Below are 25,165 nucleotides of genomic sequence, written 5' to 3' on the forward strand. Positions count from 1 at the left end.
GCCCCGCCGCGCTGACACTGACAGGTCAAACGAAGAAGCAGGCCGGACCGGGGTCCGACCTGCTTCTTACGCGAAAGATCTAGTGGAAGATCCGAGCCTTAGAGGGGCTGGATGTTCGACGCCTGAGGACCCTTGGGGCCCTGCTCGGTGTCGAAGCTGACCTTCTGGTTCTCGTCAAGCGAGCGGTAGCCGCTCGCGTTGATGGCGGAGAAGTGTGCGAACACGTCTGCGCTTCCGTCGTCGGGAGCAATGAATCCAAAGCCCTTTTCAGCGTTGAACCACTTCACGGTACCTGTTGCCATTTTTGTTTATCCTTCTGAAATTCAGACGCACTCCGACTTTCGGAGCGCCCCAGTCGCGGCGTGCTTGTCCGCTTTTTCAGAGACACGGTCCAGCCCTGAGGGCTACACCGCGTGAAATACAAATGCGCAACACTACAACCGAGACCCACTTAACCAAACCTTGGAGGGTAATGGCAAGCAGGAACCCAAACTTCTTTGATCGGCTATCCTTGGGCGGCGATCGGGAGCATCGCATCGGCCAGCAGCTCGAAGGATCGGAGCCAGGCGCCGGTGCTCCCGGCCTGGGTCGCGACGATGAGCTCGTCGGCCCCGAACCGTTCCGCGAACTGCTGCAGGTAGTCGCGGACGACGTCGGGCGTCCCGACGGCGCTGTAGCGCGCCATCCCTGCCATCTGCTGGCCGCCCGGTGAGGCGAGGATGGCCTCGGCCTCCTCCCGCGTGAAGGTCTGTCCGCGCCCCAGGAGCAGGCTCACGCGGCGCAGCATCGCCTCGTGGAACTCGTGGTGGGCGTCGTTCGCGCTGTCTGCGGCGATGACATTCACACCGGCGATGAAGTGCGGCTCCGCGGACTGTGCCGACGGTGTGAACTCCCGGCGGTAGAGGGACGCGGCATCCTGCAGCGCCTGCGGTGCGAAGTGCGACGCGAAGGCGAAGGGCAGGCCGAGGGCGGCGGCGAGCCGTGCACCGAACAGCGAGGACCCGAGGATGTACAGCGGGACGTTCGCGCCCCTGCCCGGGGTCGCCTGGACGCCGGGCACGCGGGTCTCACCGGTCAGGTAGCCCTGCAGCTCGAGGACGTCCTGGGGGAAGCTGTCGGCCGCCGCGGGGTCGCGGCGCAGGGCCCGGGCGGTGACCTGGTCGCTGCCGGGCGCACGGCCCAGGCCGAGGTCGATCCGGCCCGGGTGCAGGCTCTCCAGGGTGCCGAACTGCTCGGCGATCGTGAGCGGCGAGTGGTTGGGCAGCATGACGCCCCCTGAGCCGAGGCGGATGGCCGACGTGTGCGCGGCGACGTGGGCGATGAGCACGCTCGTGGCCGAGGACGCGATGCTGCCCATGTTGTGGTGCTCCGCGTACCAGATACGGCGGTACCCCCACCGCTCGGCATGCTGGGCGAGCGCGACGCTCGACGCGAAGGTCTCCGCCGGCGTGGAGCCTTCGGCGACCTGGGCCAGATCCAGGATGGACAGCGGGACAGTCATGGGTGCACCTTCCGATTCGGGAACCACGGCGGGGTGTGCCGCGGACCTCCTGACGGAACAGTTGCCTGCGCACATCTATTTCCCGGGCGGCCGGGAGAGGTCCGCGGAGGAAGCCACGGCGCCCCGACGAGGCCCGGACGGCGCTACGGTCCTTCCTGCGCGTCCGCCCCGCCCGCCACCCGGTCCTCCGCGTCGTCGGGTCCGGTGTCGTCGGGTCCGGTGTCGTCGGGTCCGGTGTCGTCGGGTCCGGTGTCGTCGGGTTCGGCGTCGTCGGGTTCGGCGTCGTCGAGGAGGAATCCCCGCAGGAGGGCGGCGGTGCCCTCGAGGTGGGCTGTCATCTCCGCCTGCGCGCGCTCCGGGCTACCGCTCAGCACCGCCTTCACGATCGCTGCGTGCTGACGGTTGGAATGGTTGAGGTTGACGGCCAGGAAGGGGATGCGGTCGAGCATGTCATTGGTGCGGGACCGCGCCTGGGCCACCGCGAGCGCCAACGACGGCGACCCCGCCGCCTCGGCGATGGCCAGATGCAGCCGCGCATCCAGGGGACGGTACTGGGCGGCGTCCGCCTCGGCCACCGCCTGCAGGGCTCCGAGGAGGCTGCGGCGCACCACATCCGTGCGCACCGTCCGGGCGGCGAGGCGGGCCGCGCCGGGCTCCACGACAGCACGGAAGGCGAGCACGTCCTCCACCTCGGATCGTCGCAGGGAGGCAGGACCCCCGCTGCTGCTGGGCAGAGCCGCACTCACGGTGGCGCCGCCGTACCGGCCGCGCTGGACGGTGAGATAACCGGCGGTCTGCAGGTCCGCCAAGCCGTCCCGCAGGGTGGAACGGGAGACACCCAGATGCTCGGCGAGGTACCGTTCGGGCGGAAGCCGCGACCCGGCGGGGAACACCCCCAGCTTGATGGCGTGCAGGAGACGTTCGACCGTCTCCTCGAACGCGTTCCCCCTGCGTGCCGGCTGGATGAGCCGGAAGGCCGGGTCCGCGGGGTCGTCCATGCTCACAGCTTACGCATCGACCACATGCCGCCCTCCTCGCACCTCTTGACGAACCGGATCGCGGCGACGACGATTGGGGCACTCATTGGACTGATTTCAGTCCAATGTCGCTGGCGTGAACATGCTCCGCCCAGAAAGGCCTGCCCAACCCGTACTCCCATCCGGCCGTCCAACCAAGGGGTTCTCGTGGCACACAGGAATATCGACTACACAGCCGTCGACGACCAGTACCACAAGCACCGGAAACTCAAGAGCGGGGCCGCGGGCTGGGTCCTGCTGGCGGGGCTCGGCGTCGCCTACGTCATCTCGGGGGACTTCTCGGGCTGGAACCTGGGGCTCGCCGAAGGTGGCTGGGGCGGCCTGCTCATCGCCTTCATCCTGATGGGCATCATGTACACCTGCATGGTCTTCGGCCTGGCCGAGATGTCGTCGGCGCTGCCGACGGCCGGCGCCGGCTACGGGTTCGCCCGCCGCGCCCTCGGCCCGCTCGGAGGCTTCGCCACGGGCATGGCGGTGCTCATCGAGTACGCGGTCGCGCCCGCCGCGATCGCCACGTTCATCGGCGGCTACATCGAGGCGCTCGGGCTCTTCGGCATCACCAACTCGTGGCCGGTCTACCTGGTGACCTACATCATCTTCATCGGGATCCACCTCTGGGGCGTCGGCGAGGCGCTGAAGCTGATCTTCGGCATCACCGTGGTCGCCGTCATCGCCCTGGTGGTGACCGCCGTCGGGCTCCTGCCCCATTTCGACACCGCCAATCTCTTCGACATCGTCCCCGACGGGTCGGTCGGATCGTCGGCCTTCCTGCCCTACGGGTTCTCCGGAGTCCTCGCCGCGCTGGTGTTCGGGATCTGGTTCTTCCTGGCCATCGAGGGCGTCCCCCTCGCCGCCGAGGAATCCAACGACCCGACACGGGACATGCCCCGGGGCATCATCGTCGCCATGCTGCTGCTCCTGGTCTTCGGCGCGCTCATGCTCTTCCTGGTGCCGGGGGCGGCAGGCGCCGAGGCGATGGGTCAATCGGACTCCCCGCTCCCCGAAGCGTTGCGGGCGGCAGCGGGCGGGGACTCCGTCCTCGCCGACTTCGTCAACTACGCAGGACTGGCCGGCCTCGTCGCGAGCTTCTTCTCGATCGTCTACGCCTATTCACGGCAGCTGTTCGCCCTCTCGAGGGCCGGCTACCTCCCCCGCGTCCTGTCCCTCACGTCGAAGCGCCACACACCGTGGGTGGCGCTCCTGGTTCCGGGGACCATCGGCTTCCTGCTCGCGGCCCTGACCGGCAACGGCGGGCTCCTCATCAACATCGCCGTGTTCGGTGCGACGGTGTCCTACGTCCTGCTCAATCTCTCGCACATCTTCCTGAGGGTGCGCGAACCCGGACTGGAGCGGGGCTACCGGACGCCGGGTGGCGTGGTGACCACGGGCATCGCCCTCGTGCTCGCCGTCATCGCCCTCGTGGCCACCTTCTTCGTCGACATCCTCGCGGCCTCCATCACCGCGGCCATCTTCCTCGCCGCGCTCGCCTACTTCTGGTTCTACAGCCGCCATCACCTGGTGGCGAGCGCTCCCGAGGAGGAATTCGCCCTGCTGGAGAAGGAGGAATCCGACCTGGCCTGACCGCTGACCGCCCCGTGGCGACGGCGCCACACCGTACGACAGAAGGAAGCTCATGGATCCGCATCCCCGCAGCGAGAGAATGCTCACCGTCGACCAGCTCACCTCCGCGATCCAGGCGGATGAGATCGACTCCGTCGTCCTGGCGTTCACCGACATGCAGGGCAGGCTGCAGGGCAAGGTGATCCATGGCCGGTTCTTCCTCGACACCGTCCTCGGCCACGGCACGGAAGGGTGCAACTACCTGCTGGCGGTCGATACCGACATGAACACGGTGGACGGCTATGCGATGTCGAGCTGGGAGACCGGGTACGGGGACATGGTGTTCGACCTCGACCTCGACACCATCCGGCGCCTGCCCTACCGGGAGGGCACGGTCATGATCCAGTCGGACCTGTCCTACACCACCGGCGGCTCCGTCCAGGTCGCTCCGCGCAGCATCCTCAAGGCGCAGGCGGCGAGGGCGGCCGCCCGGGGCATGCGGGCGTTCTCCGGGACGGAGCTGGAGTTCATCGTCTACAACGACTCGTTCGAGGATGCCGGGCTGAAGAACTACCGCGACCTCGTGCCGGCCAACCAGTACAACGTGGACTACTCGATCCTGGGGTCCCTGCGCGTCGAGCCACTCCTGCGGGACATCCGCAACGCCATGTACGAGGCGGGCATGATCGTCGAGTCGGCCAAGGGCGAGTGCAACTTCGGCCAGCACGAGATCGCGTTCAAGTACGACGACGTCGTCGTGACGGCCGACAACCACAGTGTCTACAAGCTCTCGGCGAAGGAGATGGCGTCGCAGCGGGGGCAGTCGGTGACCTTCATGGCCAAACCGAACCAGCGGGAGGGCTCCTCCTGCCACATCCACATGTCCCTGCGCAGCGACGACGGCGGACTCGTGTTCTGGGACGAGGCGGGGAACCAGCGAACGCCGCTCTACGACCACTTCATCGCGGGGGTGCTCGCCACCATGCGCGAGTTCACGCTCTTCTACGCACCCAACATCAACTCCTACAAGCGCTTCGCCGAGGGCTCCTTCGCGCCGACGGCCGTGGCGTGGGGCCTGGACAACCGGACCTGCTCGGTCCGCCTCGTGGGCCATGGGTCCTCCGCCCGCCTCGAGAACAGGCTGCCGGGCGCGGATGCGAACCCCTACCTCGCGCTGGCCGCCATGCTCGCCGGCGGACTGTACGGCGTCGAGAACGAACTGGAACTGCCGCCCCGGATGGACGGCAACGCCTACCACTCGGACGCCGAACACGTCCCCGCCACGATGAAGGAGGCCCGCGACCTCTTCGCCGGTTCCGCGATCGCGCACGAGGTCTTCGGGGACGAGGTGGTGGAGCACTACACCCACTACGCCGACGTCGAGCTCGCGCAGTTCAACGCCGCGGTGACGGACTGGGAAGTGCGGCGCGGGTTTGAACGACACTAGGACGCCGTGCTGACGAACGGGCCGGCACACGAGACCTACCGGCCCAGGGTCGGCCTCACCACCTACTGGCAGTCCGCTTCCTGGGGTGTCTGGGACGGCACCGCGGCCATCGTGCCGGGCACCTACGTGCAGGCCGTCGTGGAGGCCGGCGGAACCCCCGTGCTGCTGCCTCCCGTCGGAACCGATCCGTCCGTCCTCGGCCTGCTCGACGGCCTGATCGTCATCGGCGGAACCGACGTCGATCCTGCCCACTACGGCGCCGCACCGCACCCGACCACGGTGGCCCAGCCCGAACGCGACGACCACGACCTCGCGTTGGCGCGCGCGGCGCTGGACGCCGGCATACCGCTGTTCGCCATCTGCCGGGGCGCGCAGATCCTCAACGTCGCCCTCGGCGGGACGCTGCACCAGCACCTGCCCGAGGTGCGGCGGGATGCGGCGCAGTACCAGCCCGCCCCGGGCGTCTTCGGCAGCGTCGACTTCACCACCGAACCGGGATCCATCGCCCGGCAGCTGCTGGGGAAGCGGGCGTCGAGCCCGTGCTACCACCATCAGGGCCTGGACCGGGTCGCCGAGGGACTGTGCGTGACGGCGCTGGCCGCGGACGGGACGGTGGAGGTGGTCGAAGCGGCCGCCGGAGGGCCCGCAGGGTGGATCCTCGGCGTCCAGTTCCACCCGGAGGAGAACGGGCAGGACAGGCGCCTGTTCGGGGGCTTCGTCGACGCCGCCCGCGCCTTCGCCATCCATCGCGCCTCGGAAAGGACCGCGTCATGAGCTCCACCCACCAGATCCTCGACCCCGCGACCGAGGAGGCCATCGGCACGGTCGCCATGGCGGGGCTCGAGGAGACCGACGCCGCGATCCTGCGTGCAGCCGCCGCCTTTCCCGCGTGGCGGCAGGTGGCTCCGGCGGACCGCGCCCTGCTGCTTCGGCGCTTCGCATCAGCCGTCGATGCCGAGATCGAGGCACTCGCCGCACTCGAGGTCGCCAACGCCGGCCACACGATCGGGAACGCGCGCTGGGAGGCCGGCAATGTGCGCGACGTCCTGACGTACTACTCGGCAGCCCCGGAACGCCACCTGGGGCAGCAGATCCCGGTCGCGGGCGGAGTGAACGTGACCTTCCACGAGCCGCTCGGCGTCGTCGGCATCATCGTCCCGTGGAACTTCCCGATGCCGATCGCCGCCTGGGGTTTCGCCCCGGCGCTCGCCGCCGGCAACACCGTGGTCCTGAAACCGGCCGAACTCACCCCCCTGACGGCGATGCGGCTGGGCGAGCTCGCCCTGCAGGCCGGGATCCCCGAGGGGGTCTTCACAGTCCTGCCGGGCAAGGGTGGCGTCGTCGGCGCGCGGTTCGTCACCCATCCGGCGGTCCGGAAGGTCGTGTTCACGGGCTCCACCGGCGTGGGCAAGCAGATCATGGCGGGCTGCGCACAGCAGGTCAAGCGCGTGACCCTCGAACTCGGGGGGAAGAGCGCCAACGTCATCTTCGCCGACGCCGACCTCGAGAAGGCCGCGGCAGCCGTACCGGACGGGGCGTTCGACAACGCGGGGCAGGACTGCTGCGCGCGGTCGCGGGTGCTGGTCGAGCGGTCCGTCTACGACGACGTCCTCGGCATGCTCGGAGCGGCGGTGGAATCCGTGCGGGTGGGCGACCCCCGGCTCGAGGAGACGCGCATGGGTCCGCTGATCTCGGCCGCCCAGCGCGACTCCGTGGCGCGGTTCGTCTACGACGGGGACGGGAAGACCGCGGACATCGCCTTCCAGGGTGCCGCCCCGGACGGGCCCGGCTTCTGGTTCCCGCCCACCGTCATCACGCCGTCGGATCCGCGGTCCGCCGCCTTCACCGACGAGATCTTCGGCCCGGTGGTCTGCGTCGTCCCGTTCGAGGACGAGGCGGATGCCGTGCGGATCGCCAACGACTCGGCCTACGGCCTGTCCGGGTCCATCTGGACCCGGGACGTCGGCCGTGCGCTCCGCGTCTCACGGGCCATCGACGCCGGGAATCTCTCCGTCAACTCGCACTCCTCCGTCCGGTATTCCACCCCGTTCGGCGGTTTCAAGCAGTCCGGCCTCGGCCGGGAACTGGGGCCCCAGGCCCTCGACGCGTTCAGCGAGACCAAGAACGTCTTCCTCGCCACCGACGCCTGAACCGCGTCCCCCGACCATCGTTCATCGACCACAAGGAGAGCCCATGACAGCCCTGCCCTACAACGGACTCGTGACCAACCGGCTGGAGGGGCGGACGGCGGTCGTCACCGGGGGCGCATCGGGGATCGGCCTGGCCACCGCCCGCCGCCTCGCCCACGAGGGCGGGCGTGTGGTGATCGCCGACATCTGCCCGGACGCGGTCGGGACGGGGCTGGCAGAGCAGTTCGACGGCAGCTTCATCCGCGCCGACGTCACCCGCGCGGACGATGTCCAGGCGATGTACGCGTTCGCCCTGGAGACCTACGGCTCCGTCGACATCGCGTTCAACAACGCGGGGATCTCACCCGACGACGACTCCTCCATCCTCGACACGGGGATCGACGCGTGGCGCCGGGTCCAGGAGGTGAACCTGACGAGCGTGTACTACTGCTGCAAGTACGTCCTGCCCTACATGCAGGCGCAGGGACGAGGCTCGATCATCAACACGGCGTCCTTCGTGGCGGTCCTCGGCGCCGCCACGTCCCAGATCTCCTACTCCGCCTCGAAAGGCGGCGTGCTGTCCATGAGCCGCGAGCTGGGGGTCCAGTTCGCCCGGCAGGGCATCCGGGTGAACGCGCTCTGTCCCGGTCCGGTCAACACCCCCCTGCTGCGGGAGCTGTTCGCCAGCGACGCCGAACAGGCCCGGCGCCGCCTCGTCCACATCCCGCTGGGTCGCTTCGCCGAGCCCGACGAGCTCGCCGCCGCCGTCGCCTTCCTCGCCTCGGACGACTCGTCCTTCATCACGGCGAGCCAGTTCATGGTCGACGGCGGGATCGCCGGCGCCTACGTCACGCCCCTGTGACGGAGGACGGCGCCGGGCCCCTCGCGGATCTGCTCGTCCGCGGGCTCGCGGTGGAACAGGACTTCCCCCGCCTGCCGGCGCTCAGCGGCGAGGTGGAGGCCGTCCAGCGGGAGCTCGGGCAGCGACGCCACGCCTGACCGGCTACCCGCCGGCGCGCGGTCGGTCCGGGCGCACCGGCGTCTCGATGGTCAGGACCCCCTCCGCGACCCCGTCCGTCGACGCGTAGGAGTGCACCGCGTCCCCGCGCCAGGACAGCGTCTCGCCGGCCTGCGCGTCCTGCTCGGCGCCGCGCACACCCACGCGGGCGCTGCCCCGCACCACGCGGAAGTGCTCCACCGTTCCCGCTCCGTGGGCCGGTGACACCCGCGTCCCCGGGGACGCGATGGTGAGCCAGAAGACCTCGGTGATCCCGCCGTCGTCGTGCGCGCGTACCGTGAGCAGCCGGGCCTCGACGACGCCGTCGGAGACACCGCGCCCCGTCCCGTCCCCGACGAGTCCGGTGAGCGGCACCCCGAGGGGACCCGCGAGCGCGTACAGCGTTCCGAGGGTCGGGTTGCGGGTCCCCGCCTCCAGCTCGGACAGCGTCCCCTTCCCGATGCCCGCCTGCAGCGCCAGGGCACTGAGGGAGAGCCCCCGGTCGTGGCGCAGGGCGGTGATCCTGCGGGCGACGGCGGAGCGCAGCGACTCATTACGGTCCGGTTTGTCCTGGGGCATCCCCGCATCCTACTCTGGCCGTTCCGTATACAGAACGAATTCCGAGGGCGCTGCGGCGCCACCGACAGGAGTCACGCGGTGCACACCGGATCCTCCGTGCGGCCCGGCCTGCACGAACCCGTCCTCGCCGGCATCGTCACCGCGCTGGTGGGCTTCACCTCGTCGTTCGCCGTCGTGCTCGCGGGCCTGCGGGCCACCGGCGCGTCGGCCGAGCAGGCCGCCTCCGGGCTGCTGGCGCTGACCGTCGTCGTCGGTCTCGGGATCGTCCTGCTGTCGCTGCGGTACCGCATCCCCGTCACGCTCTCGTGGTCCACCCCGGGCGCCGCGCTGCTCGCCGGTGCCGCCGTCCCGTCCGGCGGCTGGCCCGCGGCGGTCGGCGCCTTCCTGGTCACCGGCGTCCTGATCGCGCTGACTGCGGCCGTGCCGTGGCTGGGCCGGCTGGTGGCCCGCATCCCGCAGCATCTCGCCCAGGCGATGCTCGCAGGCGTGCTGCTCCCCCTGTGCCTGGCGCCGTTCCAGTCGATCGGCACCATCCCGCTCCTGGTGCTGCCGGTGATCCTCGTCTGGCTCGCCGCATCGGCCCTCGCCCCGAAGTGGTCGGTCCCCCTCGCGCTCGTCGCGGCCCTGGGCGTCATCGGCGTCCAGCTCGGACTCGCGGGCACGGCGATCGACGCGTCGTCCCTGGCGCCATCCCTGGCGTTCACCGTCCCGGTGCTGGAACCGGCCGCCGTCCTCGGCATCGCCCTGCCGCTGTACGTGGTCACGATGGCGTCGCAGAACCTCCCGGGCGTCGCCGTGCTCTCCTCCTTCGGCTACGAGGCCCCCTGGCGGCCCGCCCTGGCCCTCACGGGAGCCGGGACCGCCGTCGTCGCGCCGTTCGGCGGACACGCCGTCAACCTCGCTGCCCTGTCCGCCGCGCTGACCGCCGGCGAGGGGGCGGGGGACCGGGACCGCCGGTGGATCGCGGCCCTCACCGCCGGGCTGTCCTACCTGGTGCTCGCCGCAGGCTCGGGCGCGCTCGTCGTCGTCGTCGGCGCCGCGCCCGCCGGGCTCCTGGAGGCGGTGGCCGGGCTCGCCCTGATCGGCACCATGGCGACGGCGGTGACGGCGTCCCTCAGGGACGCGTCAGGTCGCATGAGCGGCGCGGTGACCTTCCTCCTCGCGGCGTCCGGCCTGTCCGTCCTGGGGATCGGCGGGGCGTTCTGGGCGCTCGTCGGAGGGCTCGCGGTCCGGAGCATGCTCGAACGCCGCGCGACCGGCTCACCGTCCGGCGGGCGGGGTGCCTAGACCGGAGTGACGGGCGCCTGCGCCTCGTCGCCCTGCGCGGCCGCCTTGCGCATGCGCGCGCGGTCGAGGGCATTGATGACCGGCCCTGCGGTGATGCCGTGCACCACGATCGACAGGACGACCACGAGGCCGCCGATACGCCACACGGTGCTCTCGTCGGCGGAGAAATCACCCTTGGAGAGTGCATAGCCGAGGTAGTAGACGGTGCCGATGCCGCGGACGCCGAAGAATGCCAGGACGCCCCGCTCCCGGGGCCCCGTCTTGCCGCGGGCGAGGCTGAGCCAGGCGGTGATCGGGCGGACCAGCAGGATGAAGGCGACGGCCACCACGACCTCGAGCGGGCGCAGGCCGTCGAACAGGCCGCGGGCCACGGCGCCGCCGAGCAGGACGAGCACGACGATGGTCAGGAGGCGCTCGAGCTGCTCGATGTAGCTGTGGAGGACCCCGTGGTAGCCGTTGGTCTGCTCCCCCGCCCTGATGGTGACCGCGCACACGAACACGGCGATGAAGCCGTACCCTTCCACGGCCTCGGTCACCCCGTAGGTCAGGAAGGTGGCGGCGAGCGCGACGAAACCCTCGGAGTAGTTCGAGAGGCGGACGCTCTTGAGGGGCGTGCGGAAGAAGATCCGGCCCAGCAGCTTGCCCACGCCGTACCCGAACACGCAGCCGATCGTGATGCGCCAGAGCACGTCGAGCAGGATCCACTCCGGGAACCACGCGGAGGGAGCGGTCCCGACCGTGCTGAGGAGGATCGCGAGGTACACGAACGGGAACGCGAGGCCGTCGTTCAGGCCGGCCTCGGAGGTCAGCCCGAAGCGGACCTCGTCCTCGGCTTCGAGGTCCTCCTCGGACTCGGAGGGCTCGCCCACCTGGACCTCGGAGGCCAGGACCGGGTCCGTGGGAGCCAGCGCGGCGGCGATCAGGAGGGCCGACGCGATGCCGAGGCCCAGCACCCACATCCCGAGCAGCGTCAGCACCAGGATGCACAGGGGCATGGCGATCCCGAGGAGGCGCCAGGTGGTGGACCACCGGCGCCGGCCGATCCTGCGGTCCAGTGCGAGCCCTGCCCCCATGAGCGAGATGATGACGCAGACCTCGCTGAGGTGGACGGTGACGTCGCTGTACTCGAGCGGGTCCGGGGTGGGCAGGTCGGGTGCGAAGGAGAAGATGAGGATCCCGGCGGCGAGGAAGACCATCGGCATCGAGACGGGGGCCCGGCTGAGCAGGCGGGGCAGGAGGGCAGCCGCGAACACGGCGAGCCCTGCTGCCGCGTAGATGATGCTTGCTGCTTCGAACACGTTCTTCCTCTTCCGGTCGGGACCACCCGCGGCGGCCATGAGTCCCCTTGTCAACAGTAGGGCAGGCCCCGGCACCGCAGGATCGCGGCCACGGCCCGACCGGCGGTTTCGGGATCGGCTCCGGGTGTGCTTCCCGTCCCGATCCGACCGCGCCCCCGTCGGCGCCCGCGCCTCTCCCCCGAAACGCAGCGCCGGGCGAGGGGAGCGTCACCACCGCATGAGAGCATGGAATTATGCCCAATTCCACCCACCCCATGGTCGATGTCACCGACATCATCCGGATCGTGGGCGGCGCTGCGTTCCAGCGCGGGCAGACCTACGCGAAGGACGGTGCCGTCAGCTCCCTCACGTGGGACGCCGATTCCAAGCTGCTGACCGGGAAGGTCCGCGGCACCGCACCGAACGACTACCGGACCAAGCTGCGCCTCGGACTGAAGGGCGACGGGCGCTTCCGTCCGCTCGAGAACTTCTGCAGCTGCCCTGTCGGCGCGGACTGCAAGCACGTGGCGGCCACGGCCCTGCAGAGCAACACGGAGAACCTGCTCGCGCAGCACGAGCGCGACCTCGGTGCCCGGACCGCTCCCCCCTCGTCGGTCCCCGCGGGCTGGCAGGCGTCCCTCACGGACCTGCTGGAGGCCGGTACCGCCGTCGACTCCCCCGCGCCGCGCACGCCTCTCGGCCTGCAGTTCGAGCTGCGCACCCCCGAGGTCGCCGTGCAGCGCTGGGGCTCGGCCGCCCAGCGCCAGGGCCAGCGCACCCTCAACACGCGCCTCGGTGTGCGCCCCGTCAGCCAGAACGGCAAGGGCAAGTGGATCAAGAACAACCTGTCGTGGGGCAGCATCAGCTACCAGACGTACGGCCTGACGCTGGACCCGGACCAGCACCGGTGGTTCTCCCAGTTCCCCGCGCTGCACCGCGGCACCGGCGTCAACTACTTCGGCAACAACGACTCCTGGCTGTACCTGGACGACTTCAGCAACCCCATGCTCTGGCAGCTGCTGGACGAGGCCCGGCGCCTCGGCATCGCATTCGTGGGCTCGAAGAAGTCCGTGACGATCGACCTCGCGGACCGCGCCACGCTGAAGCTCGACGCGACGGAGGCGGAGGACGGCTCGCTGCGCCTGTGCCCGGCCCTCGACGTCGACGGCCGGCCCCACCCGTCCGAGACCGCCCACGTCATCAGCACGCACGGCGTCTACACCGTCGCCCCCGATGACACCATCACCCTCGCACCGACGTCCCGCCGGCTGACGCCCAAGGACATCGAGCTCCTGCAGCGTGGCCACGCCGTCGTCGTGCCCGAGGAGGAGAAGTCCCTCTTCCTGCGGGACTACTACCCGAAGCTGCGGCAGTCCATCCACGTGGACAGCAGCGACGGCAGTGTCGAGCTCCCCGAGATCCAGCCCCCGACGCTGGTCCTCACCACGGCGTACGGCGCGGACGGGTCGGTGGTCCTCGACTGGCACTTCGACTACGCGCTCGGCGACGCCGTGCAGCGCCGGCCGTTCCGCCGCGGAGGTCCCGGCAGCGACGACGGCTACCGCGAGGCCGACGTCGAGGACGCCCTCGCGGCCTCGGCACGCCAGGCCCTCGGACCCGTCCCGCTGCGCTCGATCAGGCTCGAGGATATGCAGGCCGTCGACTTCGCGGAGGACGTCCTGCCACGGCTCCTGGAGCTGGACGGCGTGAGCGTCGAGGTGGTCGGCGAGAAGCCCGACTACCGGGAACTGACCGAGACACCGACGCTGCGGATCAGCACCGTCGAGACGGACGACCGCGACTGGTTCGATCTCGGCGTGATGGTGACGGTCAGCGGCCGCACCATCCCCTTCGACTCCGTCTTCCGTGCGCTCGCCCAGGGCCAGAAGAAACTGAAGCTCGTCGACAACAGCTACCTCTCGCTCGACCAGCCCGTCTTCGAGCAGCTCCGTGAGCTCATCGAGGAAGCGCGGGCGCTCAGCGAGTGGGACCCGGAGTCGGGGCTGCAGATCAGCCGCTACCAGGCCGGGCTGTGGGCGGATCTCGAGGATCTCGCCGAGGAGACCGAGCAGGCGCAGTCCTGGCGGGACGCCGTGAGCGGACTGCTCGAGCTCGAGGACGTCGAGGCCACCCCGGCCCCGGCGGGCCTGGTCGCCGACATGCGCCCGTACCAGGCGGAGGGCTTCAGCTGGCTCGCGTTCCTGTGGCGCCACCGCCTCGGGGGCGTGCTCGCCGACGACATGGGGCTCGGCAAGACCCTGCAGGCCCTGGCCCTCATGGTGCACGCGAAGGAGACGTCGGGGCTCGACGCGCCGTTCATCGTCGTCGCGCCCACCTCCGTGGTGCCCAACTGGTCGAACGAGGCGCACCGCTTCGCGCCGGGCCTGAAGGTCGTCGCGATCACCGACACGCAGGGCGCCTCCGGCGTCCCGATCGGCGAGCAGGTGGGCGACGCCGACGTCGTCATCACCTCGTACACGCTCTTCCGCCTGGACTTCCCCGCCTACCAGGACCACTCCTGGTCCGGGCTCGTCCTGGACGAGGCGCAGTTCGTGAAGAACCGCGCGTCGAAGGTGCACCAGTCGGCGAAGGACTTCGATGCGCCGTTCAAGCTCGCGATCACCGGCACCCCCATGGAGAACAACCTCATGGAGCTGTGGTCCCTGTTCACCATCGTCGCGCCTGGGCTGTTCCCCTCGGCCCGCAGGTTCACCGAGGACTACCGCACGCCGATCGAGAAGACCGGCGACAACCGTCCGCTCGTGCGGCTCCGCAAGCGCATCCGCCCGCTGATGATGCGCCGCACCAAGGAGGCCGTCGCGTCCGACCTCCCACCGAAGCAGGAGCAGGTCCTGGAGGTGGAGCTCCACCCCGAGCACCGGCACATCTACGAGACGTACCTGCAGCGCGAGCGGCAGAAGCTCCTCGGACTGATCGAGGACATGAACCGCAACCGGATGATCGTCTTCCGGTCCCTCACCCTGCTCCGCATGCTCAGCCTCGACGCCTCGCTCGTGGACCCGGCGCACGCGGGCGTCCCGTCCGCGAAGCTCGACGTCCTGTTCGAGAATCTCGAGGACGTCCTCGCGGAAGGGCACCGGGCGCTCGTGTTCAGCCAGTTCACGTCCTACCTCACGAAGGCGGCCGAGCAGCTGGACGCCCGCGGCATCGAGTACGCCTACCTCGACGGCTCCACCCGCAACCGCGGCGACGTCATCGACTCCTTCAAGGACGGCACGGCGCCCGTGTTCCTCATCAGCCTCAAGGCCGGCGGGTTCGGCCTGAACCTGACGGAGGCCGACTACTGCTTCCTGCTCGACCCGTGGTGGAACCCGGCCTCCGAGGCCCAGGCCGTGGACCGCACCCACCGCATCGGCCAGACCAAGAACGTCATGGTCTACCGCATGGTGTCCAGGGGGACCATCGAGGAGAAAGTCATGAAGCTCAAGGAGAAGAAGGCGAAGCTGTTCACGTCCGTCATGGACGACGACGCCGTCTTCTCCTCCGCCCTGACCGCGGACGACATCCGGGGGCTGCTGGAGGCGTAGGCCGGTCCTCGCCGCGCCCTGGCCGGTAGCGCGGGATCAGTCGGAAGCGTCCCGGTTCCGCAGCGCAGGATCGAGCAGTTCGGCGAACGCACGGGGCCGGGCCGCGATCCACCAGTGCCCGCCCGGGACGCTCGTGACGGTCAGGTCCGACACCCACTCCTCGAGCCCGTCGGCGAGATGCGGTGACAGGAAGGGATCCTTCAGCGGGACGATCACGTGCACCGGCACGGTGATGGGACGCCGCGGGGGGAGCTTCACCGCCGAGGACATGTTGGTCCGGTAGAGGGCGAGGCCCCGCACGGGGTCCTGCCCTACGTTGCGTCGCGCCGTCAGCTCGTAGCGCCGGGTCAGCGCATACTTCCACAGCGCCTCGGGCAGGACGGGCAGCCGGAAGAACCCGACGTACCAGCTGCGCAGCATCTGCCCCGCACCCTGCGGCGCGAGGCGGGGCGTCCGCAACCGCGCGTGCAGCCACCGGGAGAAGTGACGCAGGTCAGGGCCGGAGATGCTGGTGTAGTCGAGGATCAGCCCCTGGGCACGCTCGTCCTGCATCGCTGCCCAGCCCTGGATCGACCCCCAGTCATGACCCACCAGGCGCACCCCGCCCGGCGTGTCCACGGCGTCGAGCACGGCGAAGACATCGTCGACGAGCTCCGCGACGGTGAAGCCCGCACCCTCGCGGACACGGGACCGGCCCGCGTTCCGGGTGTCGAACGCGACCAGGTGATGCGTGGGCGCGAGCTCCCGGAGGACCGGGTGGAACACGCGGTGGTCATCGGGATAACCGTGCAGGAAGACGAGGGTCGGCGTGGACGGGCCCGGATCGAGGCCGTACTCGAACACGGCGAGGTCGGCGCCCGCTGCCTCGATCGTCCGCTGCCTTTCGCGCAAGAGGTCCATGCTGTTCACCCTAGGGGCTGCGTCCTCCCGGTGGGGAGCACGTCAGCCCGGTGTCGCACCGTCGGCGCGGACGCTGCCGCCGTCCAGCCAGATGCTCCGGTGCGCGACGGCGTCGGCGAAGGCGGCGTCGTGCGTCGCCATGAGCACGCAGCCGCCCTCCCGGGTGTGGCGCGAGACGAGGGCGGCGAACGACGCGCGTGCCGGTTCGTCGAGGCCCGCGGTGGGCTCGTCGAGCGCCCAGACGGCCGGACCCGTCGCCATGAGGGACGCCAGCGCCACCATGCGCCGCTGCACGAAGCCCAGCTCGTACGGGTGGGCCCCCGCCAGGGCGCCGAGCCCCACCGCGTCGAGGGCGGCCGCGGCCCGCCGTGCGGCGTCGTCCTTCCGCAACCCGGCAGCCCGTGGACCGTAGGAGACCTCACGCAGGACCGTGCGCTCGAACAGCTGCTGGTCCGTGTCCTGGAACAGGTACCCCACGGTGGTCGCGAGGGCTCCCGTCGGCTGGCGGCCGACCGGCACGCCCCCCGACGTCACCGAGCCGCGCTCCGCCCGGTGCAGCCCGTTCAGGTGCTGCAGCAGGGTGGACTTGCCGGACCCGTTGGGCCCGCGCACGGCGACCACCTCCCCCGCCCGGACGGACAGGTCGATGCCGGCCAGCCCCGCGGGAGCCGTGGTGCCGGGCTCCCGCGGGTAGTGGAGGACGAGGCCCCGTACCGCGACGAGCTCGGGCCCCGAGGGATCGACGGGGCGCGGCACAGCGTGGCCGGCCGACCGGAGGGGGTCCCCCGCCGTGCCGATGCCGAAGCGACGCAGTCCGGCCGCCCGGGCCTCGACCAGCGATCCGTCGAACACGCGACGGCCGTCGGCCAGGGCCAGGACGCGCGCGCCCTCCGGTGCCTCCCTCGGGAGCAGCGGTGCAGTGACCACCACCCCGGTGCCGGTCCTCCGGAGCGCCTCGAGGGCCGCGGAGACATCCTGGGCGGCGTCGTCGTCGAGCCCCTGGAACGGCTCGTCGAGGACGAGGATCGCGGGCCGCTGGATCACCGCCGCAGCGATGATGACGCGCTGGAGCTGCCCGCCGGAGAGCCGTCGGGGATCACGGGCCAGGAGCGGTGTCAGCTTCAGGGCGGCCGCGACGTCGTCGACGGCCTGCCGCAGCTCCCGGGCGGGCACGCCCCGGTTCGCAGGGCCGAAGGCGATCTCCTCGGCGACCGTCGACGACATCATGGACAGCTGCCCCCAGGCGCCCTGCGCGACGTACGCCACCCTCGCGCTCCACCCGGCGGGGTCGATCCGCGGGTCCTCGGGCTCTCCGCGGAAGCGCACGGTCTCGCCGTCGAGCGTGATGGTGCCCGCGAACGTGGAGCCCGCATCGGCGCCGGTCAGCCCGGCGAGCAGCCGGGCGAGGGTCGTCTTGCCGGACCCGGAGGGTCCTGCGACGACCACATGGTCCCCCGCGCGCACGGTGAGCGCGATCCCGGCGAGCACCGGGGTGCCGTCGTCGTAGGCGAAGGCGGTGCCGTCGAGGCTGATCATGCCGCGATCACGAGCCAGGCGGCGGAGGCCGCACCGACGACGGCGACCATGGCGCGGCGTGCCGCACGCTGGCCTGCCGTGTCGGTGTCCGGCAGGTAGCTCGTGCGCGGGCCGGTGGACGAGAAGCCGCGGGCTTCGAGCATGCGCGTGCGCTCGGAGGCGTCCACGAGCAGCCCGATGACGAGCGGCGTGAGCACGGTCAGCAGGGCCCGCGCGCGGGAGAGCGGACCGCGCCCCACGATGAGCCCGCGGGCCTGCTGGGCCCGCGTGATGTGGCGTGCGCGCTGCGCGACGTGCGGGAGAAGCCCGACGGCGGATCCGACGACGAAGACGAGCTTCCGGTTCCAGCCGCGGTGCGTCATGGTGGCGAGGAGGTCGGGGATGTCCAGCGTCATCGCCGCCGTGAGCAGCACCGCGGTGAACACGGTCATGCGGAGCCCCATGAGGGCGGCGAAGGACAGGCCCTCGGCTGTCACCCGGGCGACGCCGAGGTCGGCCAGGACGGTGGTCCCCTCGGGGAAGAAGAGCCCGTGCAGCAGCAGGGAGGAGACGAGCAGGGGCCCCGCGAGGACGGTGATCGCCAGGCCGATCTGCCGGGGCCGGCCGGACAGCAGCACGGCAGGGAGCACCACGAGGACCAGCACGGCGAGGGAGAAACCCCAGCGGTCCACCACGAGGACGAGCACCACCAGCAGGACCGCGGCGAGCAGTTCGGTCAGGGGGTTGTAGATCCTGCGGCGGGGCATGGCTCAGGCGACGCTGGTGTCGTTCCCGCGGCCGGGGGTGGAGGCTTCACCGGGGGTGGAGGCTTCACCGGTGGCGGTGGAAGTGCCGGCCGCGGCGCGGGTCGGGTTGCTTCCCGGGGTGCCGGTCCTGTTGCCGAGCACCCGGTACGTGCGGGCGAACGGGAACCGGCGCACGGCCCGCTGCGGCAGTGCGTAGACGATGAGGGCGACGACGACGAACACCACGATCTTGTCCAGCGAGTCCGACAGCAGGCCCTGCTTCGTGGCGGCGACCAGCAGTTTGTCCCCCATCGAGCGGAAGACGGCGATGATCGCGTTGGTCCCGAACGTCCCGGCAGCGCCGAACATGAAGACGGCCACCGGCGCCGCGACGAGTCCGCCCACCGCCCCGACGACGAGCCCTGCGACGGGCACGAGGTACACGCGTCGGAAGGCGCCGTACCGTGCGGCGAGGCCCGCGAGCAGCCCGATGAGGGCCGCCCCCGCCGCGAAGGGCAGCGCGAACGGGTTGAAGAGGCCCCAGATGGCGTTGCTGATCGCACCCGTGGCGGCGCCCGCGGCGGGGCCGGCCAGGACGGCGACGAGCACGGTGCCGATGGCGTCGAGATAGATCTGCATCCCCAGGGAACCGGCGATCTGCCCGATCGCGATGTTCAGGGCGATGCCCAGCGGCATGACCACGAGGGAACCGGTGCTGAGCATCGGGAGGATCCCCCCGACCAGCAGCGCGCCGCCCCCGAGGAAGCCGAAGAGCGAGACGAGCGACGCCGTGCTGCCCATCCCGCCGGCGATCTCGGCGGGCTGGACGACGACGAGGAACACGTAGGTGGCCGCGATGAGTGCGGCCCCGAGGCCGATCAGGAGCCGGCGCGGCCGCTGGGCGGCGGGCTCGGTGGCGAGGGTCAGGGAGGAACTCACGATAGTCCTTGGGCGCGATGGGGTGGCGGGACGCACCTCATGTCACCTCGGCGCCGGCCGCGCAGCAGCGCGCGGCCCCACCAGTCTACCGGGGGTCGCGCCACCATGCCGGGCGCCCGGACGCGGGGCACCTGCCCCACGGACCCGCACCGCCGCAGCGCGTGTCGGGACGGAAGCACCCGGAGACCCGGGCGACAGGAACAGGGCCCGCCCTCAGCCGTGCCGGCGGGCGACGTCGGACAGCCGGCGCACCATGAGCTCGAACACGGCCACGGGGTCGTTGGCCGTGACGATCCGCGCGTTCGGTGCCCGCTTCCACATGCCGGCGACGTCGGCGACCGTCTGCCCGAACGTCAGCGAGGACTCCGTCTCGACGTCCACGGTCGCCGGACGATCCTCGAAGGCCGCCTCCCCCGTCGCGACCATCGCGGCGAACAGGTCGTGGAGGTGCGCCACGTAGCCCTGGTCGTACAGCCGGTGGAACTCCATGTAGAAGCGGAGGGCATCGGACACGCAGGCGACGACGGCATTGCCGTTCCTGCTGCGCGTCCCCTCGGGCTCCCCCGGGTCGAGGATCTCGGGACCGGCGCCGGCGGCACGGGACAGGGCGTCGACGTGCGCGGGCGTGCACTCGATCCGCTCCGTGGTCTCCAGCGCGCACACGATGGGCAGCTTCCCGAACGGCAGGCCCTCGTACGCCGCGTAGACCTCCTTGGCCGCATGCGGGTCCACGTGCGTGTTCCACTCGGCGACCGGCGTCGTGTTCCCCGGATGGTTGAACGCGCCGCCCATGATGACGAGGCCCTTCAGGAGCATCGGCAGGCGCGGCTCGGCGCGGAGCGCGAGGGCGAGGTTGGTGAGCGGGCCCGTGACGATCCCGGTGACCTCGCCGGGGTGGTCCCGGACGGCCCCGACCCAGACGTCGACGGCGTGGCGCTCAGAGATGCCGCCGCGCGGCGGGGGCAGCACGGCGTACCCGACGCCCTGGTCCCCGTGCGTCTCCTCCGTGGTGACGAGGGGGATCTCCAGCGGTACCTCGCTGCCGATCGCGACCTCCACCCCGGTGAGGCCGCACAGCTCGAGCAGGGCGAGGGTGTTCTCGGCGACCTGCCGCGCACCGACGTTGCCCGCGGTGCAGGTGACGGCCTCCAGCGCCACGTCCGGCGTCCCGAGGAGGTACAGGAGGGCGACGGCGTCGTCGATGCCCGTGTCGACGTCGAGCAGGAGGCGGTGCGGGCCGCCGTCGGGCACCACCGTCAGTCCGCCGCCGTGGTGCGCAGGAGCTGCAGGCGGATGGTGCGGGCCGTCTCCATGTGCCGGCGCGCGATGGCCCGGGCGTCGTCGCTGCGCCGTTCGGTGATGGCGCTGATGAGCGCCTCGTGCTCGACGAGGACCTCCTGCCAGCGGTCCCCGACCGACAGCGTGGAGCGCGGCGTGTGGATGAGGTGGGTGGAGAGCCGCTGCAGGAGGTCCATGAGGATGGGGTTGCGGGCCGACGCCCACAGCGAGGTGTGGAACTCGAGGTTGTGGGTGACCTTGGTGGTGTCGTCGGGATCGACGGCCGCGCGGTCGCGTTCCAGCAGCGCCTCGAGGCGCATGATGTCGGCTGCGCCACGGTTGAGGGCGGCCTGGCCTGCGGCTTCCTCCTCGAGCATCACGCGGAGGTCGTAGATCTGGATGACCTCCTGCGCGTCGATCTGCGGGACCTGGAGGCCGCGCGCCGCCCGCTCGAGCAGGCGCTCGTGCTGCAGCCGGCTGAGGGCCTCGCGGACCGGTGTCCGGGACACCCCGAACCGTTCCGAGATCACCACTTCCCGCAGCGCCGTTCCCGGCGGGTGCACACCGGCGAGGATCTCGCTGCGGAGGACGCGGAAGATCGTGTCGCCGTCCACGCGCGCCGACAGTTCCGCGGACTCGGTCATGGCGCCCTCCTCGGAGGTCTCGTGGCGGATGGGCAGGGCAGGCCCTGCGGACGGTCCCGGGCCGGGGGGCCTCCCCCCGGCCCGGGACCCGGGTCGCTAGCTCGCGAGCTGGCGCAGCACGTACTGCAGGATGCCGCCGTTGCGGTAGTAGTCGGCCTCACCCGGGGTGTCGATGCGGAGGACCGCATCGAACTCGATCGGCGAGCCGCCGTCGGCCGGGGTGGCGGTGACCTTCACCGTGCGGGGGGTGCGGCCCTCGTTGAGCTCGGTGACGCCGCTGACCGCGAACGTCTCCGTGCCCGTGAGCCCGAGGGACTCGGCGTTCTGGCCCGCGGGGTACTGCAGCGGCAGGACGCCCATCCCGATGAGGTTGGAGCGGTGGATGCGCTCGTAGCTCTCGGCGACGACGGCCTTGACGCCGAGCAGCGCGGTGCCCTTGGCCGCCCAGTCACGGGACGAGCCGGAGCCGTACTCCTTGCCGGCGAGGACCACGAGCGGCGTGCCTGCCGCGCGGTAGTTCTCGGCGGCGTCGTACACGGCGGCCTGCGGCGCGTCCGGCTGCGAGAAGTCCCGCGTGAACCCGCCCTCGACGCCGTCGAGCAGCTGGTTCTTGATGCGGATGTTCGCGAACGTGCCGCGGATCATGACCTCGTGATTGCCACGGCGCGAGCCGTAGGAGTTGAAGTCCTTGCGCTGCACGCCCTTCTCGGTGAGGTACCGGCCGGCCGGGGTGTCCGACTTGAAGGACCCTGCAGGCGAGATGTGGTCGGTGGTGACCGAATCGCCGAGCTTCAGCAGCACGCGGGCGCCGGCGATGTCCTCGACCGGGCTCGCCTCCCGCTGCATGCCGTCGAAGTACGGGGGCTTCCGCACGTAGGTGGACTCCGGATCCCAGGCGAAGGTGTCGCCGTCGGGCGTGGGCAGGGACTGCCAGCGCTCGTCGCCCTCGAAGATGGTCCTGTAGCTGGAGGTGAACATCTCCTCGTCGATCGAGGCGTCGATGACCTGCTGGACCTCGACCGGGTTGGGCCAGATGTCCTTCAGGAAGACGTCGGCGCCTGCCTCGTCCTGGCCGAGGGGCTCGGTGTCGAAGTCGAAGTCCATGGTGCCGGCCAGTGCGTAGGCGACCACCAGCGGCGGCGACGCCAGGTAGTTCATCTTCACGTCCGGGTTGATGCGGCCCTCGAAGTTGCGGTTGCCGGACAGGACGGCGGTGACCGCGAGGTCGTTGTCCTGGATGGCCTGCGAGATCTCGTCCTCCAGCGGGCCGGAGTTGCCGATGCAGGTGGCGCAGCCGTAGCCGACCGTGAAGAAGCCGAGCTTCTCCAGGTACGGGATCAGGCCCGACTTCTCGTAGTAGTCGGTGACGACCTTGGAGCCCGGGGCCATGGAGGTCTTGACCCACGGCTTGGACACGAGGCCCTTCTCGACGGCGTTGCGTGCGAGGACGGCGGCGGCGAGCATGACGGACGGGTTGGACGTGTTGGTGCAGGACGTGATGGACGCGATGCTCACGGCGCCGTGGTCCAGCTCGAACTCGCGGCCGTCCTTCATGGACACACCGACCTTCTTCGACGGGCGGGTGGAGCCGTTCGTGCCGGCGTCGACCGTCTCGCGTGGTGCGGCGTTCTCGTCGGTGACCGTCGACGTCGTGCCGGGCGTGAAGCTCGGGGCGTCGGAGGCGGGGAAGCTCTCCTGGGAGGCCTCGTCCACCGTGCCCCCCGGCGCGAAGGTCAGGTCCGGGTCGTCCGAGTAGTTGCGCAGGTCCTCGCGGAACTGGGCCTTGGCCTTGGTGAGCTCCACGCGGTCCTGCGGGCGCTTCGGTCCGGCGATCGAGGGGACCACGGTAGAGAGGTCCAGTTCGAGGTACTCGGAGAAGCGGATCTCGCGGGAGGGATCGTGCCAGAGGCCCTGTTCCTTGGCGTACGCCTCGACCAGCTCCACGTTCTCGGCGGGGCGGCCCGTGAGGCGCAGGTAGTCGAGCGTGACGTCGTCGATCGGGAACATGGCGGCGGTGGAGCCGAACTCGGGGCTCATGTTGCCGATCGTCGCGCGGTTGGCGAGGGGCACGGACGCGACGCCCTCGCCGTAGAACTCGACGAACTTGCCGACGACGCCGTGCGTGCGCAGGATCTGCGTGATGGTGAGGACGACGTCGGTGGCGGTGGCGCCGGCGGGGATTTCGCCGGTGAGCTTGAAGCCGACGACGCGCGGGATGAGCATGGAGACGGGCTGGCCGAGCATCGCCGCTTCCGCTTCGATGCCGCCGACGCCCCACCCGAGCACGCCGAGGCCGTTGACCATGGTGGTGTGCGAGTCGGTCCCGACGCACGTGTCGGGATACGCGCGGAGCACGCCGTCGACCTCGCGGGTCATGACGGTGCGGGCGAGGTACTCGAGGTTGACCTGGTGCACGATGCCCATGCCCGGCGGGACGACCTTGAAGTCGTCGAACGCGGTCTGTCCCCAGCGGAGGAACTGGTAGCGCTCCCCGTTGCGCTGGTATTCGATCTCCATGTTCCGCTCGAGGGCGCCGGCGTTGCCGAACACGTCGATCTGGACGGAGTGGTCGATGACCATCTCGGCGGGTGCGAGCGGGTTGACGCGCTTGGGGTCTCCACCGAGATCCGCGACGGCCTCGCGCATCGTTGCGAGGTCGACGACGCAGGGCACGCCCGTGAAGTCCTGCATGATCACGCGCGCGGGCGTGAACTGGATCTCCGTGCTGGGCTCCGCCGCGGCGTCCCACTCCGCGAGGGCGCGGACGTGGTCGGCCGTGATGTTGGCGCCGTCCTCCGTGCGGAGGAGGTTCTCCAGCAGCACCTTGAGGCTGAACGGGAGGTTCTCGGCGCCTTCGACGGCGCTGAGCCGGAAAATTTCGTAGTTGGCGCCTGCGACGTCGAGAACGCCCTTCGCGCCGAATGAGTCCGCGGTCGACATGACGTTGGCTCCCTTCAGAGAGGTTGTGGAATAGCTTCATCCTATTCCACGACCGGGGACACTGTATACAGTCGTACACCGTGTCCCCGAACGCCTCTGGTGCGGCCGACGCCGCCCGTGTCAGGCCTCGTGGTGGACAGCGCCGGTCCCCGGGCCGGCCTGCAGTCCGAACAGGAATGCGGCCTGCTCGGGGGACTCGACGCGGCTGTGGTCCACGACGGGACCGGTGCCGGCGATCTCGCGGATGAGCTCGATCCCCGCGACCGCCTCTTCCTTCGATGCGTAGTAGGTGGACACTGCCACGAGAGATCCATCCGGAGCGGTCAGTTTCACGCGGAAACCGTCGTCGTGGGCGTCCACCAGCTTGAAGTATCCAGCCATTGTCTTACCTCCTTGTAAGGGCAACTCCCGGGACCTGCGGTCCCTTATCATAAGCATACTTACCGCCTCTGACACGGCGCGATCGGAACCCCTGATCGGCGGCGTCGAGCGGCACCGATGCCCGCACAGGGGCGCGAGGAGGAGCACGATGAGCGAGTCGAGCAGCGCAGGAATCCCGGACGGCGGACCCCGGGTGCACGGGCACTCCCCCGCGGGACGCGACGACGGACGACCGGCCCCGGACCGGCGCGAGGAGGTCCTCGAACCGTCCGCCGGGGCGACGCACCATCACGCCGCGAGCATCAGGGACGAGCAGGGGATCCATGCCGCCGGCGCCGTGCCTCCCGCGTTCGAGGGCGACGCCCGCGGGGGCGGCGACGACGGCGCAGGCGGACGCCGTCCCGAGGATGCGGCCACGGGGCACGACACCTGGGACGGCGACGCCGCAGGGCACTGACGC

Annotated in this window: 21 protein-coding genes and 1 pseudogene; 9 read left to right on the plus strand and 13 right to left on the minus strand. The window is 70.7% G+C overall.

Annotated elements, in window-relative coordinates:
• Positions 1–98 precede the first annotated feature (98 nt).
• From ACX80P_RS07280 to ACX80P_RS07290, 3 genes are all read right to left on the minus strand, one after another.
• Positions 99–302, minus strand: a complete 204-nt coding sequence (locus tag ACX80P_RS07280) for a cold-shock protein (RefSeq protein ID WP_026533290.1) — start codon at positions 300–302, stop codon at positions 99–101.
• A 203-nt stretch (positions 303–505) separates the two neighbouring features.
• Entirely contained in the window at positions 506–1,501 is a 996-nt protein-coding gene (locus ACX80P_RS07285) for an LLM class flavin-dependent oxidoreductase (protein ID WP_459277393.1), read from the minus strand.
• 143 nt (positions 1,502–1,644) lie between these two features.
• On the minus strand, positions 1,645–2,499 hold the full coding sequence (locus tag ACX80P_RS07290) for a FadR/GntR family transcriptional regulator (protein ID WP_459277394.1): 855 nt from the start codon (positions 2,497–2,499) through the stop codon (positions 1,645–1,647).
• A 186-nt stretch (positions 2,500–2,685) separates the two neighbouring features.
• Here ACX80P_RS07290 and eat point away from each other — a divergent pair, with 186 nt between their 5' ends.
• The 6 genes and pseudogenes from eat (at position 2,686) to ACX80P_RS07320 (ending at position 8,673) form a co-directional block, all read left to right on the plus strand.
• A complete protein-coding gene (gene eat / locus ACX80P_RS07295; RefSeq protein WP_459277395.1) occupies positions 2,686–4,119 on the plus strand; it encodes an ethanolamine permease in 1,434 nt (477 codons plus the stop codon).
• Positions 4,120–4,594: 475 nt separating this feature from the next.
• A pseudogene (locus ACX80P_RS07300) lies at positions 4,595–5,467 on the plus strand (glutamine synthetase family protein); the annotation flags it as partial.
• Positions 5,468–5,551: 84 nt separating this feature from the next.
• Positions 5,552–6,319, plus strand: coding sequence for a gamma-glutamyl-gamma-aminobutyrate hydrolase family protein (locus ACX80P_RS07305; protein ID WP_459277396.1), 768 nt, complete (start codon positions 5,552–5,554; stop codon positions 6,317–6,319).
• On the plus strand, positions 6,316–7,695 hold the full coding sequence (locus tag ACX80P_RS07310) for an aldehyde dehydrogenase family protein (protein WP_459277397.1): 1,380 nt from the start codon (positions 6,316–6,318) through the stop codon (positions 7,693–7,695). Before ACX80P_RS07305 ends, ACX80P_RS07310 begins: the two co-directional genes overlap by 4 nt.
• A gap of 43 nt (positions 7,696–7,738) precedes the next feature.
• Positions 7,739–8,536, plus strand: coding sequence for a 3-oxoacyl-ACP reductase (locus ACX80P_RS07315; RefSeq protein WP_459277398.1), 798 nt, complete (start codon positions 7,739–7,741; stop codon positions 8,534–8,536).
• A complete protein-coding gene (locus ACX80P_RS07320) occupies positions 8,533–8,673 on the plus strand; it encodes a hypothetical protein (protein WP_459277399.1) in 141 nt (46 codons plus the stop codon). The genes ACX80P_RS07315 and ACX80P_RS07320 overlap by 4 nt, the downstream gene beginning before the upstream one ends.
• A 4-nt stretch (positions 8,674–8,677) precedes the next feature.
• Here ACX80P_RS07320 and ACX80P_RS07325 read toward each other — a convergent pair whose 3' ends face one another.
• On the minus strand, positions 8,678–9,250 hold the full coding sequence (locus ACX80P_RS07325) for a helix-turn-helix domain-containing protein (RefSeq protein ID WP_459277400.1): 573 nt from the start codon (positions 9,248–9,250) through the stop codon (positions 8,678–8,680).
• A gap of 78 nt (positions 9,251–9,328) precedes the next feature.
• Between ACX80P_RS07325 and ACX80P_RS07330 the strand changes: the two genes are divergently transcribed.
• Complete coding sequence (locus ACX80P_RS07330; protein WP_459277401.1) at positions 9,329–10,537, plus strand: benzoate/H(+) symporter BenE family transporter; 1,209 nt, start codon at positions 9,329–9,331, stop codon at positions 10,535–10,537.
• Here the strand turns inward: ACX80P_RS07330 and ACX80P_RS07335 are convergent.
• The gene (locus ACX80P_RS07335) at positions 10,534–11,835 is read right to left on the minus strand and encodes a cation:proton antiporter (RefSeq protein WP_459277402.1); all 1,302 of its coding nucleotides are present in this window, start codon (positions 11,833–11,835) and stop codon (positions 10,534–10,536) included. The two genes, ACX80P_RS07330 and ACX80P_RS07335, sit on opposite strands and share 4 nt — an antisense overlap.
• Before the next feature lie 233 nt (positions 11,836–12,068).
• On the opposite strand from ACX80P_RS07335, the gene ACX80P_RS07340 reads away from it, so the two are divergent.
• On the plus strand, positions 12,069–15,362 hold the full coding sequence (locus ACX80P_RS07340; protein ID WP_459277403.1) for a DEAD/DEAH box helicase: 3,294 nt from the start codon (positions 12,069–12,071) through the stop codon (positions 15,360–15,362).
• A 36-nt stretch (positions 15,363–15,398) separates the two neighbouring features.
• Here the strand turns inward: ACX80P_RS07340 and ACX80P_RS07345 are convergent, their stop codons facing one another.
• The 8 genes from ACX80P_RS07345 to ACX80P_RS07380 form a co-directional block, all read right to left on the minus strand.
• A complete protein-coding gene (locus tag ACX80P_RS07345; RefSeq protein ID WP_459277404.1) occupies positions 15,399–16,262 on the minus strand; it encodes an alpha/beta fold hydrolase in 864 nt (287 codons plus the stop codon).
• A 42-nt stretch (positions 16,263–16,304) separates the two neighbouring features.
• Positions 16,305–17,798 carry an ABC transporter ATP-binding protein gene (locus tag ACX80P_RS07350; protein WP_459277405.1) on the minus strand — a complete coding sequence of 498 codons (1,494 nt, stop codon included), beginning with the start codon at positions 17,796–17,798 and terminating at the stop codon, positions 16,305–16,307.
• Complete coding sequence (locus ACX80P_RS07355) at positions 17,795–18,544, minus strand: energy-coupling factor transporter transmembrane component T (protein WP_459277406.1); 750 nt, start codon at positions 18,542–18,544, stop codon at positions 17,795–17,797. The genes ACX80P_RS07350 and ACX80P_RS07355 overlap by 4 nt, the downstream gene beginning before the upstream one ends.
• Positions 18,545–18,547: 3 nt before the next feature.
• Positions 18,548–19,462, minus strand: a complete 915-nt coding sequence (locus tag ACX80P_RS07360) for an ECF transporter S component (protein WP_459277407.1) — start codon at positions 19,460–19,462, stop codon at positions 18,548–18,550.
• Positions 19,463–19,675: 213 nt separating this feature from the next.
• The gene (locus ACX80P_RS07365) at positions 19,676–20,716 is read right to left on the minus strand and encodes a nucleoside hydrolase (RefSeq protein ID WP_459277408.1); all 1,041 of its coding nucleotides are present in this window, start codon (positions 20,714–20,716) and stop codon (positions 19,676–19,678) included.
• A gap of 2 nt (positions 20,717–20,718) precedes the next feature.
• Positions 20,719–21,384 (minus strand): GntR family transcriptional regulator, encoded by a 666-nt coding sequence (locus ACX80P_RS07370; RefSeq protein WP_459277409.1) that lies wholly within the window; start codon positions 21,382–21,384, stop codon positions 20,719–20,721.
• A gap of 96 nt (positions 21,385–21,480) precedes the next feature.
• On the minus strand, positions 21,481–24,324 hold the full coding sequence (locus ACX80P_RS07375; protein WP_459277410.1) for an aconitate hydratase: 2,844 nt from the start codon (positions 24,322–24,324) through the stop codon (positions 21,481–21,483).
• A 120-nt stretch (positions 24,325–24,444) separates the two neighbouring features.
• The gene (locus tag ACX80P_RS07380) at positions 24,445–24,705 is read right to left on the minus strand and encodes a YegP family protein (protein ID WP_459277411.1); all 261 of its coding nucleotides are present in this window, start codon (positions 24,703–24,705) and stop codon (positions 24,445–24,447) included.
• A gap of 148 nt (positions 24,706–24,853) precedes the next feature.
• Between ACX80P_RS07380 and ACX80P_RS07385 the strand changes: the two genes are divergently transcribed.
• Positions 24,854–25,162, plus strand: a complete 309-nt coding sequence (locus tag ACX80P_RS07385; protein ID WP_459277412.1) for a hypothetical protein — start codon at positions 24,854–24,856, stop codon at positions 25,160–25,162.
• The last annotated feature ends 3 nt before the right edge of the window (positions 25,163–25,165 follow it).

The organism is Arthrobacter arabinosi, from assembly GCF_054511115.1.